Below are 13,656 nucleotides of genomic sequence, written 5' to 3'. Positions count from 1 at the left end.
AGCCGCGGTCAAGGTCGGGCGAAGGGCAGTCCTCGACTTAAGTCCCCTTCCACGCGCCTTTTTCCGCAAAGGATCGCGACGATGACACTGAAGACGAGAATGCTTGGCGTCGTCATGGCGGCCGTGACACTGGCCGCCGCCGCGTTGACGTTCGCCGCTCCCGCGTCGGCGGCGACGCTCACGCAGGTGACCAACTTCGGCACCAACCCCACCAACCTGCAAATGCACCTGTACGTCCCGGACCGGGTAGCCACCCGACCGGCGATCCTCCTGGCCATGCACTACTGCACCGGGACGGGCCCCGCGTTCCACTCGGGCACCCAGTACGCCTCCCTCGCGGACCGGTACGGGTTCATCGTGATCTACCCGTCGGCAACCCGCAGCAGCAAGTGCTGGGACGTCTACTCACCGCAGGCGTTGCGCCGTGGCGGCGGCAGCGATCCGGTCGGGCTCATGTCGATGGTCGACTACGTGAAGCAGCGCTACTCCGCCGACCCCGCGCGGATCTTCGCCACCGGCACCTCGTCCGGCGCGATGATGACCAACGTCATGCTGGGCGTCTACCCGGACGTGTTCGCGGCGGGCGCCTCGTTCGCCGGGGTGCCGTTCGCCTGCTTCGCCACCGGCGGCACCTCGGAATGGAACAGCCAGTGCGCCAACGGGCAACTCATCCGGACCGCGCAGCAGTGGGGTGACCTGGTCCGGGAGGCGTACCCCGGCTACACCGGCCAGCGACCCCGGATGCAGATCTGGCACGGCACCAACGACGAGACGCTGCGCTATCCGAACTTCGGCGAGCAGGTCAAGCAGTGGACCAACGTGCACGGGTTGAGCCAGACCCCGACGTACACCGACTCCCCGCAGTCCGGCCACACCCGCACCCGGTACGGCAGCAGCGGCCCGATGGCGCCGGTCGAGGCGATCAGCATGCAGGGTGTCACGCACAACCTGCCGGTCGACGCCGCGCAGGTGATCCGCTTCTTCGGGCTGGACGGCACCGCGCCGCCGACGACCCCGCCCCCGACGACTCCGCCCCCGACCACGCCGCCGCCGACGACTCCGCCGCCGACGACTCCGCCCCCGACCACGCCGCCCCCGACCACGCCGCCGCCGACCGACGGCGCCTGCCGGGTCGGCTACACGGTCAACGCCTGGAACAGCGGCTTCACCGCGAGCGTGGTCATCACCAACACCGGTGCCACCGCCGTGAACGGCTGGGCGCTGACCTTCACGCTGCCCAGCGGACAGCGCATCACCAGCGGCTGGAACGCCCAGTACGCCCCGGTGAGCGGCGCGGTGACCGCCCGCAACGTCTCCTACAACAACACCATCGCCCCGAACGCGTCGGTCGAGATCGGCTTCCAGGCCACGCACGAGGGCGGCACCGGCAAGCCCACCTCGTTCGCGCTCAACGGTGCCGCCTGTTCGGTGTCCTGATCTCCCCTTCCCACCCCACCACCCTCAAAGGAGTCACACGATGAGAAGTCCGAGATGGAAGGCGGCATCCAGAGCCGCCGTCGCGCTGGCCGGCGCGGGTGCCCTCGCCGCCGGCATGGCGCTGTTCGCGACGGCGCCCGCCTCCGCCGGGACGACGCTCGGCGCGTCCGCCGCCGAGAAGGGTCGCTACTTCGGTACGGCGGTGGCCGGCTTCAAGCTCTCCGACAGCGCGTACACCACGATTTTGAACCGTGAGTTCAACATGGTGACCGCCGAGAACGAAATGAAGATGAACGCCACCGAGCCGCAGCAGAACCAGTTCAGCTACGGGGCGGCGGACCAGATCGTCAACCACGCCCGCAGCCGCGGGATGAGCGTGCGGGGTCACACCCTGGCATGGCATTCGCAGCAGCCCGGCTGGATGGAGAGCATGAGCGGCAGCGCGCTGCGGCAGGCGATGCTCAACCACGTCACGCAGGTGGCCACCTACTTCCGTGGCAAGGTCGTGGCGTGGGACGTGGTGAACGAGGCGTTCGCCGACGGCAGCTCCGGAGGCCGTCGCGACTCCAACCTCCAGCGCACCGGCAACGACTGGATCGAGGCGGCGTTCCGGGCGGCGCGTGCCGCGGACCCGGGCGCGAAGCTCTGCTACAACGACTACAACACCGACAACTGGACGCACGCCAAGACCCAGGGCGTCTACAACATGGTGCGCGACTTCAAGGCCCGTGGCGTGCCGATCGACTGCGTCGGGTTCCAGTCGCACTTCAACAACGACTCACCGTACGTGAGCAACTACCGCACCACCCTGTCGAGCTTCGCTGCGCTCGGTGTGGACGTGCAGATCACCGAGCTGGACATCCAGGGCGCTTCGGCGAACACGTACCGCAGCGTCGTCGAGGACTGCCTGGCCGTTGCCCGCTGCAACGGCATCACGGTGTGGGGCATCCGCGACAGTGACTCGTGGCGCGCTTCGCAGACCCCGCTGCTGTTCAACAGCAACGGCTCGAAGAAGCCCGCGTACGACGCTGTTCTCGCCGCGCTGAACAACGGCACCACGCCCACGGACCCGCCGACCGACCCGCCCACCGACCCGCCGACCGACCCGCCCACCACGCCGCCGCCGGGCACGGGTGGCTGCACCGCCACGGTGTCGGTGAACCAGTGGAACGGTGGCTTCGTGGCGAACGTACGGGTGACCGCTGGCTCGTCGGCGCTCAACGGGTGGACGGTGTCGATCGGACTGCCGTCCGGTGCCACAGTCACCAACGCCTGGAGCGCCAACCGCAGTGGTAACACCGGCACGACGAACTGGACCAACGTCGCCTACAACGGCCAGGTCGGCGCCGGGCAGTCCACCGAGTTCGGGTTCCAGGCCAACGGCACCGCCGGCAGCCTGAGCCCCACCTGCTCCGCAGGCTGACGCACCCACCGGCCGGTGTGGGGGGCAGGGCCCCGCACCGGCCCCACCCTCTCCTGCCCTCGTTGATCAAGAGGTTTGCGTCACCCACGCCAGATCGGATGACGGAAACCTCTTGATCACCGGGAGAGGCTTGACCGTCGTCTAGATGCTGGGGTCAGGTTTGGGCGGCGACGAGGAACATCGGGACGACGACGAGGATTCGGTTCGTCCGGGCGCGCTCGGCCTGCTCGGCGAGCCAGATCTCCTCGTCGGTGATCCGTTCCAACAGCTTGAGCGCGGTGTCCTCGGTGAACACCGCGCTGTGCACCTCGACGATCGGGTCGGTGAAGCCGGCGTCGAGAAGCAGGTTGCGATACCTGCGGGCGACGCGCGGCGACGGGAGCGAGTCTGCCCGCGCGTGGACCAGCCGGCGAGTGGTCTCCGGCTGGTCCGAATCGATGGCGATCAGGTCCCAGTCCTGGCCCAGCAGTACGGCTCGACCGCCCGGTGTGAGCACGCGCCGTGCCTCGGCCACGGCCCGCGCCGGATCGTCGAGCACGTGCAACACCTTGTCCGCCCGGTAGTACGTGGCCGATCCGGTCTCGATCGGCAGCTCGGTGGCGTCGCCGACGTGGAACTCGCCGGCAGGCCAGCGCGCGCGGGCCACGGCGATCATCTCGGGATCGACGTCGACGCCGACCGCGTGGGCTCCGCGCACGGCCAGTTCGCCGACGGCACGGCCACTGCCACAACCAACGTCGACGACGGTTCGGCCGGTGAGGTCGCCGAGCAACTCGTAGGAACGGGCGCGCAGTGCGACGGCCGTGGGTTCGCTCTCAATCGCATCGAGGGCAGCTAGAAGACTGGACATGCCTGCCAGCCTCGGACTTAATGTCGACATGAAGTCAAGCCCGATGACGATCGGCGAGGTGGCCGACCACTTCGGCCTGCCAGCGCACGTACTGCGGCACTGGGAGTCGGTGGGCCTGCTCCGCCCAGTGCGGGTCACCGGCGGTCGTCGCCGCTACACCCGCGACGACCTGTTCAGGGTGGCCTCGATTCTGCGCGCGAAGCAGGCCGGCCTGTCGCTGTCGGACATCCGGGCGTTCCTCGCCGCGGGCGACCCGGCCGCCCGAAAGGACGTACTGCGCCGCAACCACGACGCGGTGCAGGCCAGGATGGCGGCGCTGCGCTCGGCGCTCGACCTGCTTGCGGCCGGGCTGAACTGCTCACACGAGGACATCTCGACCTGCCCGAACTACCGCACTCAGCTGGCGGAGCTGGTCGAGGTCGGCGGTGGTGGCTAGCCGTCGATGCGGGTGATGTTGCGGATCTTGTTGGACGCGTCCAGGGCGGCGACCTTGTACGCCTCGGCCAGCGTCGGGTAGTTGAACACCGCGTCGACGAGATAGTTGATCGTGCCCCCGCAGCCCATCACCGCCTGACCGATGTGGACGATCTCGGTGGCGGCGGTGCCGAACACGTGCACCCCGAGCAGTCGACCGTCGTCGGGGGACACGAGCAGCTTCAGCATGCCGTACGAGTCGCCCACGATCTGACCCCGCGCCAACTCCCGGTACCGGGCGATGCCCACCTCGAACGGTGTCGAGCTTTCGGTGAGCTGCGCCTCGGTCTGTCCGACGAAGCTGATCTCCGGAATCGTGTAGATGCCGATCGGTTGCAGGCCGTGCATCTCCCGGATCGGCTCGCCGCAGGCGTGCTGCGCGGCCAGCCGACCCTGTTCCATCGAGGTGGACGCGAGCGCGGGAAAGCCGATCACGTCGCCGACGGCGTAGATGTTCTCCACCGCGGTGCGGTAGTTGGCGTCGACGGTGATCCGGCCGCGTCGGTCCGCCTCCAACCCGGCCGCCTCCAGCGCCAGGTCGTCAGTCTGGCCCTGCCGGCCGGCCGAGTACATCACCGTGTCGGCGACGATCTTCTTGCCGCTCTTGAGGATGCACAGCGCCGCCGTCTGGTGCTTTTCCACGGCCGCGACCTCCTCGCCGAAGCGGAACGCCACGGACAGGTCGCGCAGGTGGTACTTGAGTGACTCGATGATCTCGTCGTCGCAGAAATCCAGCATCCGGTCGCGGCGTTCCACCACAGTCACCTTGGTGCCGAGCGCGGCGAACATCGAGGCGTACTCCATGCCGATCACGCCGGCGCCGACCACGACCATGCTGCGGGGTACGGCCTGGAGGTTGATGACGCCGTCGGAGTCCACGATCGTCCGGTCGTCGAAGTCGACGCTGTCCGGGCGGGCCGGGCGGGTGCCGGCGGCGATGACGCTCTTGTCGAAGGTCACCTTGGACTCGCGGCCGGAGCCGCCGTCGACCCAGATCGAGTGCGCGTCGGCGAAACGCCCGGTGCCGGTGATCATCGTGACGCGGTTGCGGGACAGTTGGTTGCGGATGACGTCGGTCTGCCGGGTGATGACGTGCTGGGTCCGGGCCGCCAGGTCGCTGACGGTGATGTCCTCCTTGACCCGGTAGCTGCTGCCGTACAGGTCGCGCTGGCTCAGGCCGGTCAGGTAGAGCACGGCCTCGCGCAGGGTCTTGGAGGGCACGGTGCCGGTGTTGATGCACACCCCACCGATCATGTCGCGGCGGTCCACGATGGCGACCCGCCTGCCGAGTTTGGCGGCGGCGATCGCGGCCTTCTGACCGCTGGGCCCGGAGCCCAGCACCAACAGGTCGTAGTCATACACAGGCGTTAGCGTCGCAAGATGTCGCGGCGCACGCCAGACCCCGGAGTCGAGCGTTATTCGTCTGCCACCGTGCAGAGGCCGCCGTTCAGCATGATTTCCTCCGGTAGTTGCGTCCCGGTGGCGACCAGCCCCACCGACACGGTGCCGCCGGGCGGGATCAGCTTGTTGTGGCGCACGTTGCGCACCCGCAGGTAGCTGCTGTCGCGGTCGACCACCTCCGCGCCCCACAGGCTGCGCAACTGCTGGCCGGCGTAGAACCGCCACCTCATCGTCCACCCGTCGATCGCCGTCGGGCCGGTGTTCGTGATCGTCAGACGCGCCACGAACACGTCGGGCCACTGCCCCACGATTGACCGGACCGCGCAGCTCGGCGGCGGCGGCAGGGTGGTGACGGTGACTGGTGCGGACAGCACGGACAGCAGTCCGACCTCGTCGCGGGCCCGCACCACGAAGGTGTACGTGGTGTTCGGCGCCAACCCGTTGATCGTGGCACTGTTGACCGGCGGGTACTGGGAAACGTCGCGGACCAGCGTGAGAGCGCCGCCAGCGTCCACCCGGAACACCTCGTACCGTTCGAGCGCCGCGTTCTCCACCGAGTGCGCCCAGCGCAGCCGGACCGCCGTGGCGGTGACGTCGGACGCCACCGGTTGACCCGGCGCGCCCGGCGGTTGGTCGTCCCCCGGTGGCATGGTCAGCCGCAGGCTCGGGTTCGACGGTGAGCTGTTGCCGGCCGCGTCCAGCGCCGACACGAAGAAGGTGTACGTGCGCGACGGCCGCAGGCCGGTGATCCGAATGCTGTTGGTGTCGGTCGACCAGGTCAGGCCGTTGTCCTCGAACTGCGCGGAGACCGGGTAACGGACCACCCCCACGTTGTCGGTCGAGGCAGCCCAGGTCAGCTCGACCGAGGTGGTGTCGATGGCGGCGACAGTGATCGGGCCGGGGGCGGTGGGGGGCTCGGTGTCGTCGGCGGCCGCGTACGCCGGGGTCGCGCCCGTCGCCACCAGGACTGCCGTGAGCGTGCAGGCGGCCAGTGCGGCGGCCCTGGACCGGGCGCCGCGCCTCGGATGATCGCGCATGGTTGATCGCCTCGCTTCGAGTGACCGCAGCGGACCAGTCATCGACTGATGACGATGATAGGTCGGCGGTGGTCGGGGCGTTGTCCCGTCAGCCGACGAGGCGCCGTTCCCAGGCCCAGGCGGCGATCTCGACCCGGTTGCGGGCAGTGAGTTTCATCTGCACGCTCGCCAGGTGGGTCTTGACCGTGCCCACGGCGATGAAGAGCTGGGTGGCGATCTCGGCGTTGGTCAGGCCCCGGGCGACGAGCTTCACGACGTCGAGTTCCCGTGGCGACAGGCCGCCGTCGTCGCGCGCCGGGGCCGGCGAGCTGAGGTGCTCCAACAGCCGTACCGTGATCGAGGGGCTGATCAGCGCGTCTCCGGACACGGCCGCGCGGACGGCCTCCACCAGCAGGGCCGGGCCGGAGTCCTTGAGCAGGAAGCCGCACGCTCCGTTGGAGAGCGCCGTGTGTACGTACTCGTCGAGGTCGAACGTCGTCACGACGACCACCCGGATCGGGTCGGCGACGCCCGGCCCCGCGAGCAGCCGCAGTGCCTCCAGACCGTCGAGGCGGGGCATCCGGATGTCCAGCAGCACCACGTCCGGACGCAGTCGTCGGGCCAGCTCGACGGCCTGGACGCCGTCTGCGGCCTCGCCGACCACCTCCAGGTCCGGCTGGGCGCCAATGATCATGCCGAAGCCGGTCCGGACCATGGCCTGGTCATCGGCGATCAGCACCCGGATCACCGGGCCACCGCCACGTGGAGCGGGAACGCCGCGTCGAGCACCCAGCCACCGGCGACGCCAGGCCCGGCGGTGATCGTGCCGCCGAGGGCGCGTACCCGCTCGGTGAGGCCGATCAGGCCGAAGCCGTGCCCCCGGGCCGGCGCGGTTCGCGGCGACGCGCCGTCGTCGGCGACCCGGACCAGCAACCAGTCAGGGGTACGCCGCACGGCCACGGCCACGGACCGCGCGTCCGGCGCGTGCTGGCGGGTGTTGGTCAGCCCCTCCATCACCACCCGGTACGCCGACGTCGAGACCTCCACCGGCAGTCCGTTCAGGTCGCCGTCGACGTGCAGTCGTGCCGGCGCGTTCGCCGCGCCGTTGAACCCGGTCAGCAGCGGTTCCAGCTCGGTCACCCCGGCCAGTGGCGCCAGCGGCGCGTCCGGCGGGGCGTCGGGGTTGCGCAGGATGCCGACCATCCGCCGCATCGAGGCCATCGTCTCCGCGCCGGCCCGCTCGATCTGCTCCAGGGCGACGATCACCCGCTGCGGGTCCTGCTCGGCGACGAACCGGGCGCCCTGTGCCTGCACCACGATGCCGGTGACGTGGTGGGCGATGAAGTCGTGCAGGTCCCGGGCGAACTCCGCACGCTGCTCGGCCCGTACCAGGGCGATGGCCCGCTCCCGGCCGGCGGCCACGACGCGCAGGTAGAGCCCCACCCCGGCGGCGCCGGCAGCGGCGATCACCTGAAGCAGACCGAAGATCACCAGGAGGCTGTCGGCGCCGGAACGCAGCGGCAGCGCGGCGACGGCGAGCCCGGCGACCACCGCCGCCGCCGGGGCGAGTCGGGGCGCGCCCCAGCGCGTCACCACGAAGACCACCCCGATCAGCCCGGCCGACTCGGCGAGCCCCCAGCTGCCGCCACCGAGCCCGTAGCGGCCGTCGGAAATGATCACGATCGCCGCGGTCACGACCAGTGACGCCGAGGCGAGTATCAGCGCGGCCAACGGCAGCCGGCGGGAGCCCGGTCGGTGCACCGGCAGCCAGAGCGGGACCGTCGCCACCGCCAGCCCCACCCGTACCAGCAGGAGCAGCAGGGCGGCCAGGCTCGTGGGCGAGCTGTACCGCAGGTCGAAGAGGGCGAGCAGCCCCATGGCCACCAGCCCGGCGGTCTGGGCCAGGCGTACCCACCATCGTCGAAGATCCGGCGTGCTCATGGTGACCCAGCGTAGCCAGCCGGACGGAGGTGTCGGATCGGCCAAAAGGCAGACCCCGCACCGGCGATACCCGGCCCCGGGCCGATGCGCCCGCCCGCCGGTCGCGGCGAGGCTTTCCCGGTCACCACGCAGCCACTGGAGGAACGATGACAACCCACGCCCCGCCGGAGACCAGCCACGCCGCGGTAGCCGCGGTCGACCTGGTGAAGGTGTACGGCAGCGGCGACACGGCCGTCCGTGCCCTGGACGGGGTCTCGGTCGGCTTCGGCCGGGCCGAGTTCACCGCCATCATGGGCGCGTCCGGATCCGGCAAGTCGACCCTGATGCACTGCCTCGCCGGCCTCGACACGGCCACCTCCGGTCGCGTCCTGCTCGGCGGCACGGAGCTGACCGGCCAGTCGGACCGGACGCTGACCCGGGTACGCCGGGAACGGATCGGGTTCGTCTTTCAGTCCTTCAACCTGCTGCCACAGCTCAATGCCGCACAGAACATCACCCTGCCGCTGGACCTCGCCGGTCGGCAGCCCGACGCCGAACTCCTCGCGCACCTGGTGCGGATGCTGGGCCTCGGCGACCGCCTGAACCACCGGCCCAGCGAGCTGTCCGGCGGTCAGCAGCAGCGGGTCGCGCTCGCCCGGGCGCTCGTGGCGCGCCCCGAGGTGGTCTTCGCCGACGAACCGACCGGCAACCTCGACTCCCGCTCCGGCGCGGAGGTGCTCACCATCCTGCGCGACTCGGTACGCGACCTTGGCCAGACCGTCGTCATGGTCACCCACGACCCGATCGCCGCCGCGTACGCCGACCGGGTGGTGCTGCTCGCCGACGGGCGGCTGGCCGGTGAGATCGACAAGCCGAACCAGGTGTCGGTCACCGACGCCCTGCGTGACCTGGCGGCCCGCCGATGAGGGCGGCAGTGCTGCGTACCCAGACGACCGCCGCGGCCCGACGGCCCGGCCGGCTGATCCTGACCGGCCTGGCGATCCTGGTCGCGTCGTTCGTCGTCTTCGGCACCGTGCTGGTGCAACAGATCACCGAACGGACAGTGCGGGACAACCTCAGCGGCACTCCGGCCGTCACCGACCTGGTGATCGGCAGCGTCGACGTGCCGCCACCCACAGTGCGGGACGTGCAGCAGATCCGGGCCGTGCCCGGGGTTGCCGAGGCGGTCGCCCGGGTCGCCACCGGGGTCTCGATCGGCGAGGGATACCTCAACCTGCAGTCCGATCCGGGCGCCGGCCCGCTGAGCACGGTCCGGGTCGTCGAGGGCAGGTACCCCGACGCCCCGGGCCAGATCGCGATCACCCCGCGCACCGCCGAGCGGCTCGGGCTGTCGGTCGGCACCACCACCAGCGCTACCGGCGGCGAACTCAGCGCGCCCGCTCCGCTCACCGTGACCGCCATGGTGGAGACCACCGCCGACGCCGGCAACGACGCGTACGCCCCGGAGAGCGCCGTGATCGGCTGGGCGCGACTGACGGCAGTGGATCGCGTGGACGTGCGGGTGACGCCCGGCACCGAAGCCGACGCGGTCCGCCAACGGGTGACCGCCGTGGTCGCCGCCCAGCCGATCCGCTCCGGTGCCGAGGTACGCGACGCCGAGGCCAACGCGGTGGCCGAGCAGGTCGGGAAACTCTTCATCCTGGTCGGCATGTTCGTCTCCATCGCGGTCGCCGCCGCCGCGCTGGTGGTCACCTCGACCTTCCGCATCGTCTTCGCCCAGCGGATGCGGCAGCTCGCGCTGCTGCGGGCGGTCGGCGCGAGTCGGGCCACCCTGGTGGGGGCCCTCACCGCCGAGGGCGCCCTGACCGGGCTGGTCGCCGGCGTCGTCGGGGTCGCTGCCGCACTCACCCTCGGGTACGCGCTGCCGCCGGCCCTGCGCGCCGCCGGCCACCAGGTCTCCACGCCGGGCCTGCCGCTGGTGGCGGCGGTCACGGTGGTGATCGGCGCTGTCGTGATCACCGTGCTGGCCGTGCTGGCACCGGCGCTCTCCGCCGCCCGGGTCTCCCCGCTGGAGGCCCTACGGTCGGCGAGCACCACCGCCGGCCGCCGCGGCATCGGCGTGCTGCGTCTGGCCTTCGGGCTGCTCCTGGCCGTCGGCGCGATCCTGGCGGCGGTCGGGACGATCAGCCGGTTGCCGAAGCCGGAGCAGTCGAACTACGACGCGTCGATGCCACTGCTCCTGCTGATCGGGTCCGGCACGTTGGCGTTCTTCGCGCTGGTGGCCCTCGGCCCGCTGCTGGTGCGCCCGGTGCTGGCCGTGGTGGGTTGGCCGCTGCGCCAGCTCGGGCCGATCGGGCGGATGTCGATCGGCGGGATCGGCGGTGCCCCACGCCGCGCCGCTGCGGTCTCCGTCGTGGTCGCCCTCGGCGTGACCCTGATCTCCGGGGTGGTCATCGGCGGCGCGTCGTTGCAGATCCTCGCCGACCGCGAGATGGCGCTGTCGGCTCCGACCGACTTCGAGGTCACGACCAACGGTGGGACCCTGCCGCCGGCCGTGGTGACCCGGGCCGAGGCGGCGCGCGGTGCGCTGGCCCGGGTGGTGCCGTACCGGAGGGTCGACGACGCCCGGCTGCTGCGCGGCGCGGACAAGCTCGGCGACGTCGAGGCCGGTTATCCGACCAGCGACCTGGACCTGGCCGCGTTGCCGAGCACCAAGGCCCTGGACGTGGCCCAGGGCGCCCTGACCGATCGCGGCCCCGGCCGGATCGTGGTCAACAGCTGGGTCGCGCGGGACGCGGGTCTGCGGGCCGGCGACACGGTCACGCTCGCCGTCGCCACCGGCCGGGTCGACGTGCGGGTGGCAGCGGTCCTGCCCGGTGACGGTCCGCTGCACGCGGGCATCCTCGCCGATCCGGCGGACCTGGACCGGCTCGGTGTGCCAGCCGCGTACACCGGTCTGCTGGCCGACGCGGCCGGGGCCGGCGAGGACGGTCGCACCGCCGGGGTGCGGGCGCTGCGGCAGGCGATCGGCGGCAGCGACGGGGTGGGCCTCGCGGTGCTCGCCGACGAACGGGACCGCAACGACGCGTTGGTGCGCACCCTGGTCTGGATCGCGGTGGGTCTGGTCAGCCTGACCGTGCTGATCGCTGTCGTCGGCGTGGGCTCCACGACAGCGCTGTCGGTGGTGGAGCGGGTCCGCGAGTCCGGTCTGCTCAGGGCGATCGGGCTGTCCCGGACCGGTCTGCGCACCATGCTGACCGTCGAGTCGGGCCTGTACGGGGTGATCGGCGCGACCATCGGCCTGGTGCTCGGCATTCCGTACGCCTGGTTGGCCGTCCAGACCCTCGGGATCGAGGCGCCGCTGACCGCGCCGCTGCTGCCGCTGGCCGGGCTCTTCGTGGTGCTGGTCGGGCTGACCGCGCTGGCCGGGGTGCTGCCGGCCCGTCGGGCGTCACGGGTCAGCCCGGTGGAGGCGCTGGGGGCCGAGAACTGAGCACCGTCGTGGGGTGGCGCCGGGCCCTCGGCGCCACCCCACGACGACCTGGTCAGTTGGGGTTGTTGGCGTGGGTCAGCGTCTCCCAGGCGACGAAGAGGTTGTTCGTCCCGGCCGGACGTTGTTGCAACGTGAGGGTCTGGGTGTTGGTCATGACGTTGCCCAACCGGGTGCTCATCGCGTTGAAGCCGACCTCGGTGATCGGCCCGAGGCCCCGGGTGAGGCTGCCACCGCAGAGCCAGGAGGGTGGCGCCTCGCCGAGCTGGTAGCGCGAGTGGAAGCCCAGCGCCTGGCGCAGCCGCTCACCGACCTGCGGGTACAGGTCCCGTCCCTGGATCCGGGAGGTCTCCGCGACGTGCGAGATCGCGGAGATTCCGTACCCGGTGTGAACGAAGTCGCGGCAGGTCTCCTGGGCGAGGCCGGCGACGAAGGTGGACTGGCCCTGCCAGTAGCCGATGATCTCCGCGCTGGTGTCCAGGCCGCTGCCGGGCATCGTGTACGGCAACGCGCCGTCGCTGGGCAGGTAGATGAAGGCCCGGGTGCGGTTGAGGAAGCGGGTGACCGCCGCGTCGTAGGCGCTCCGGTCGTCCAGGAAGACGGCGATGCCGACTGCGGCCTCCATCATGGTCAGTTCCCAGTTGCCGTTGCTGTTCGAGCCGTTGCGCACCACCGGCAGGTAGACGTTGCGCAGCATGGTGGCGAAGCGGTTGGCGTTGGGCCAACTCGTGTACGTGTACTTGATGATCTCGGCCGCCCGGGGCCAGACCGAGGCGGCCCAGCCGGTCTGCAACGGGCCGTTGCTGCCGGTGTGTGCGGTGATCGTCGCCGACCAGGCATCCATGATCTGGATCGACTTCTGCGCGTACCGGGCGTCCCCGGTGACGTACCAGGCGAGCGCGTCGGTGTACGCCGCGATCGCGTCCTCCCGCTCGTCGGTGCAGCCGTTGTTCGGGTTGGAGTAGGAACCACACTCGACCACCGAGCGGGGCGCCGGGGTGCGCGACAGGGAGGCGTACCGGCTGCCCATCATCTGGCTGTAGGCCGACGCCCACGGCTGCGCGCCGGCCTGCACCCGGCCGCGGACGAAGTCGAGTTGACCCCGGCTGACCAGCACACCGGGGTGCGTGAAACCGCCGGACGGGGGTGGTGTGGTGCCGCCGCCGGTGGGCAGCGTCCAGGTCTGGTTGGCGGTGCCGGTGCAGCTCCAGATCTGCAGCGGGGTGCCGTCGGCGGAACTCTGGCCGGTCGCGTCGAGGCACTTGCCCGAGGTCGGGTTGACCAGTTGCCCGGCGTTGGCCGACCACTGCTGCGCCCCGGTGCCGTTGCAGTCGTAGATCTGCACCCGGGCGCCGTTGGCGGTGCTGGCGGCGGCGATGTCCAGGCACTTGCCCAGCGCCCGGATCGTGCCGTCGTCGCCGACCGTCCACTGTTGCGCGGAGGAGCCGTTGCAGGCGAAGAGCTGGACTGCGGTGTTGTTGGCCGAACTCGCGGCGGCCACGTCGACGCACTTGCCGCCGTACCCGGTGATGGTGCCCGTCGCGGCCGCCACGGCGGGCGATGCGCCGACGACCAGACCGGTCGGTACGGCGAGCAGGGCCGCGGCGAGCGCAGTGATCAGTCTGATGCGGGGGTGGCGGGGCGTGAGCCCGGCCGATCGTCGCGCCATGTGGGGGTCCTTCCG

Annotated in this window: 11 protein-coding genes; 5 read left to right on the top strand and 6 right to left on the bottom strand. The window is 71.1% G+C overall.

Annotation, left to right across the window (positions count from 1 at the left end; translation table 11 throughout):
* The first annotated feature begins 81 nt into the window (after window positions 1–81).
* Together AB0B68_RS08240 and AB0B68_RS08235 are read left to right on the top strand one after the other, a co-directional pair.
* Window positions 82–1,437, top strand: coding sequence for a PHB depolymerase family esterase (locus AB0B68_RS08240; protein WP_357258558.1), 1,356 nt, complete (start codon window positions 82–84; stop codon window positions 1,435–1,437).
* Window positions 1,438–1,552: 115 nt separating this feature from the next.
* Complete coding sequence (locus AB0B68_RS08235) at window positions 1,553–2,860, top strand: endo-1,4-beta-xylanase (RefSeq protein WP_357235191.1); 1,308 nt, start codon at window positions 1,553–1,555, stop codon at window positions 2,858–2,860.
* Between the two features lie 154 nt (window positions 2,861–3,014).
* Here the strand turns inward: AB0B68_RS08235 and AB0B68_RS08230 are convergent, their stop codons facing one another.
* A complete protein-coding gene (locus tag AB0B68_RS08230; protein ID WP_357258555.1) occupies window positions 3,015–3,710 on the bottom strand; it encodes a methyltransferase domain-containing protein in 696 nt (231 codons plus the stop codon).
* Window positions 3,711–3,738: 28 nt separating this feature from the next.
* Between AB0B68_RS08230 and AB0B68_RS08225 the strand changes: the two genes are divergently transcribed.
* Window positions 3,739–4,146 (top strand): MerR family transcriptional regulator, encoded by a 408-nt coding sequence (locus tag AB0B68_RS08225; protein WP_357258552.1) that lies wholly within the window; start codon window positions 3,739–3,741, stop codon window positions 4,144–4,146.
* Here the strand turns inward: AB0B68_RS08225 and sthA are convergent.
* From sthA to AB0B68_RS08205, 4 genes are all read right to left on the bottom strand, one after another.
* Window positions 4,143–5,546, bottom strand: coding sequence for a Si-specific NAD(P)(+) transhydrogenase (gene sthA, locus AB0B68_RS08220; protein WP_355006606.1), 1,404 nt, complete (start codon window positions 5,544–5,546; stop codon window positions 4,143–4,145). The genes AB0B68_RS08225 and sthA overlap by 4 nt on opposite strands.
* Window positions 5,547–5,599: 53 nt before the next feature.
* Window positions 5,600–6,622, bottom strand: coding sequence for a fibronectin type III domain-containing protein (locus tag AB0B68_RS08215; protein ID WP_357258548.1), 1,023 nt, complete (start codon window positions 6,620–6,622; stop codon window positions 5,600–5,602).
* Between the two features lie 88 nt (window positions 6,623–6,710).
* A complete protein-coding gene (locus AB0B68_RS08210; RefSeq protein WP_357207217.1) occupies window positions 6,711–7,349 on the bottom strand; it encodes a response regulator transcription factor in 639 nt (212 codons plus the stop codon).
* Window positions 7,346–8,542: a histidine kinase gene (locus AB0B68_RS08205; protein WP_357258545.1), complete on the bottom strand. Its 1,197-nt coding sequence runs from the start codon at window positions 8,540–8,542 to the stop codon at window positions 7,346–7,348. The genes AB0B68_RS08210 and AB0B68_RS08205 overlap by 4 nt, the downstream gene beginning before the upstream one ends.
* 146 nt (window positions 8,543–8,688) lie before the next feature.
* Between AB0B68_RS08205 and AB0B68_RS08200 the strand changes: the two genes are divergently transcribed.
* Together AB0B68_RS08200 and AB0B68_RS08195 are read left to right on the top strand one after the other, a co-directional pair.
* Complete coding sequence (locus AB0B68_RS08200; protein WP_357258542.1) at window positions 8,689–9,447, top strand: ABC transporter ATP-binding protein; 759 nt, start codon at window positions 8,689–8,691, stop codon at window positions 9,445–9,447.
* Window positions 9,444–11,975, top strand: coding sequence for an ABC transporter permease (locus tag AB0B68_RS08195; protein ID WP_357258539.1), 2,532 nt, complete (start codon window positions 9,444–9,446; stop codon window positions 11,973–11,975). Before AB0B68_RS08200 ends, AB0B68_RS08195 begins: the two co-directional genes overlap by 4 nt.
* A gap of 52 nt (window positions 11,976–12,027) precedes the next feature.
* Here the strand turns inward: AB0B68_RS08195 and AB0B68_RS08190 are convergent, their stop codons facing one another.
* The gene (locus AB0B68_RS08190) at window positions 12,028–13,641 is read right to left on the bottom strand and encodes a ricin-type beta-trefoil lectin domain protein (protein WP_357207497.1); all 1,614 of its coding nucleotides are present in this window, start codon (window positions 13,639–13,641) and stop codon (window positions 12,028–12,030) included.
* Window positions 13,642–13,656: the final 15 nt, after the last annotated feature.

The organism is Micromonospora sp. NPDC049049, from assembly GCF_040649115.1.
In the GTDB taxonomy this organism is placed as follows: Bacteria; Actinomycetota; Actinomycetes; order Mycobacteriales; family Micromonosporaceae; genus Micromonospora.
The sequence above is the reverse complement of the archived record's forward strand: the minus strand, read 5'-3'. Positions and strand labels throughout refer to the sequence as shown.

Excerpts from the sequence above, each read along its gene's own strand:
- AB0B68_RS08240 (WP_357258558.1), top strand. The coding sequence starts at position 82 with ATGACACTGAAGACGAGAATGCTTGGCGTCGTCATGGCGGCCGTGACA.
- AB0B68_RS08235 (WP_357235191.1), top strand. The coding sequence starts at position 1,553 with ATGGCGCTGTTCGCGACGGCGCCCGCCTCCGCCGGGACGACGCTCGGC.
- AB0B68_RS08230 (WP_357258555.1), bottom strand. The coding sequence starts at position 3,710 with ATGTCCAGTCTTCTAGCTGCCCTCGATGCGATTGAGAGCGAACCCACG.
- AB0B68_RS08225 (WP_357258552.1), top strand. The coding sequence starts at position 3,739 with ATGAAGTCAAGCCCGATGACGATCGGCGAGGTGGCCGACCACTTCGGC.
- AB0B68_RS08215 (WP_357258548.1), bottom strand. The coding sequence starts at position 6,622 with ATGCGCGATCATCCGAGGCGCGGCGCCCGGTCCAGGGCCGCCGCACTG.
- AB0B68_RS08205 (WP_357258545.1), bottom strand. The coding sequence starts at position 8,542 with ATGAGCACGCCGGATCTTCGACGATGGTGGGTACGCCTGGCCCAGACC.
- AB0B68_RS08200 (WP_357258542.1), top strand. The coding sequence starts at position 8,689 with ATGACAACCCACGCCCCGCCGGAGACCAGCCACGCCGCGGTAGCCGCG.
- AB0B68_RS08195 (WP_357258539.1), top strand. The coding sequence starts at position 9,444 with ATGAGGGCGGCAGTGCTGCGTACCCAGACGACCGCCGCGGCCCGACGG.
- AB0B68_RS08190 (WP_357207497.1), bottom strand. The coding sequence starts at position 13,641 with ATGGCGCGACGATCGGCCGGGCTCACGCCCCGCCACCCCCGCATCAGA.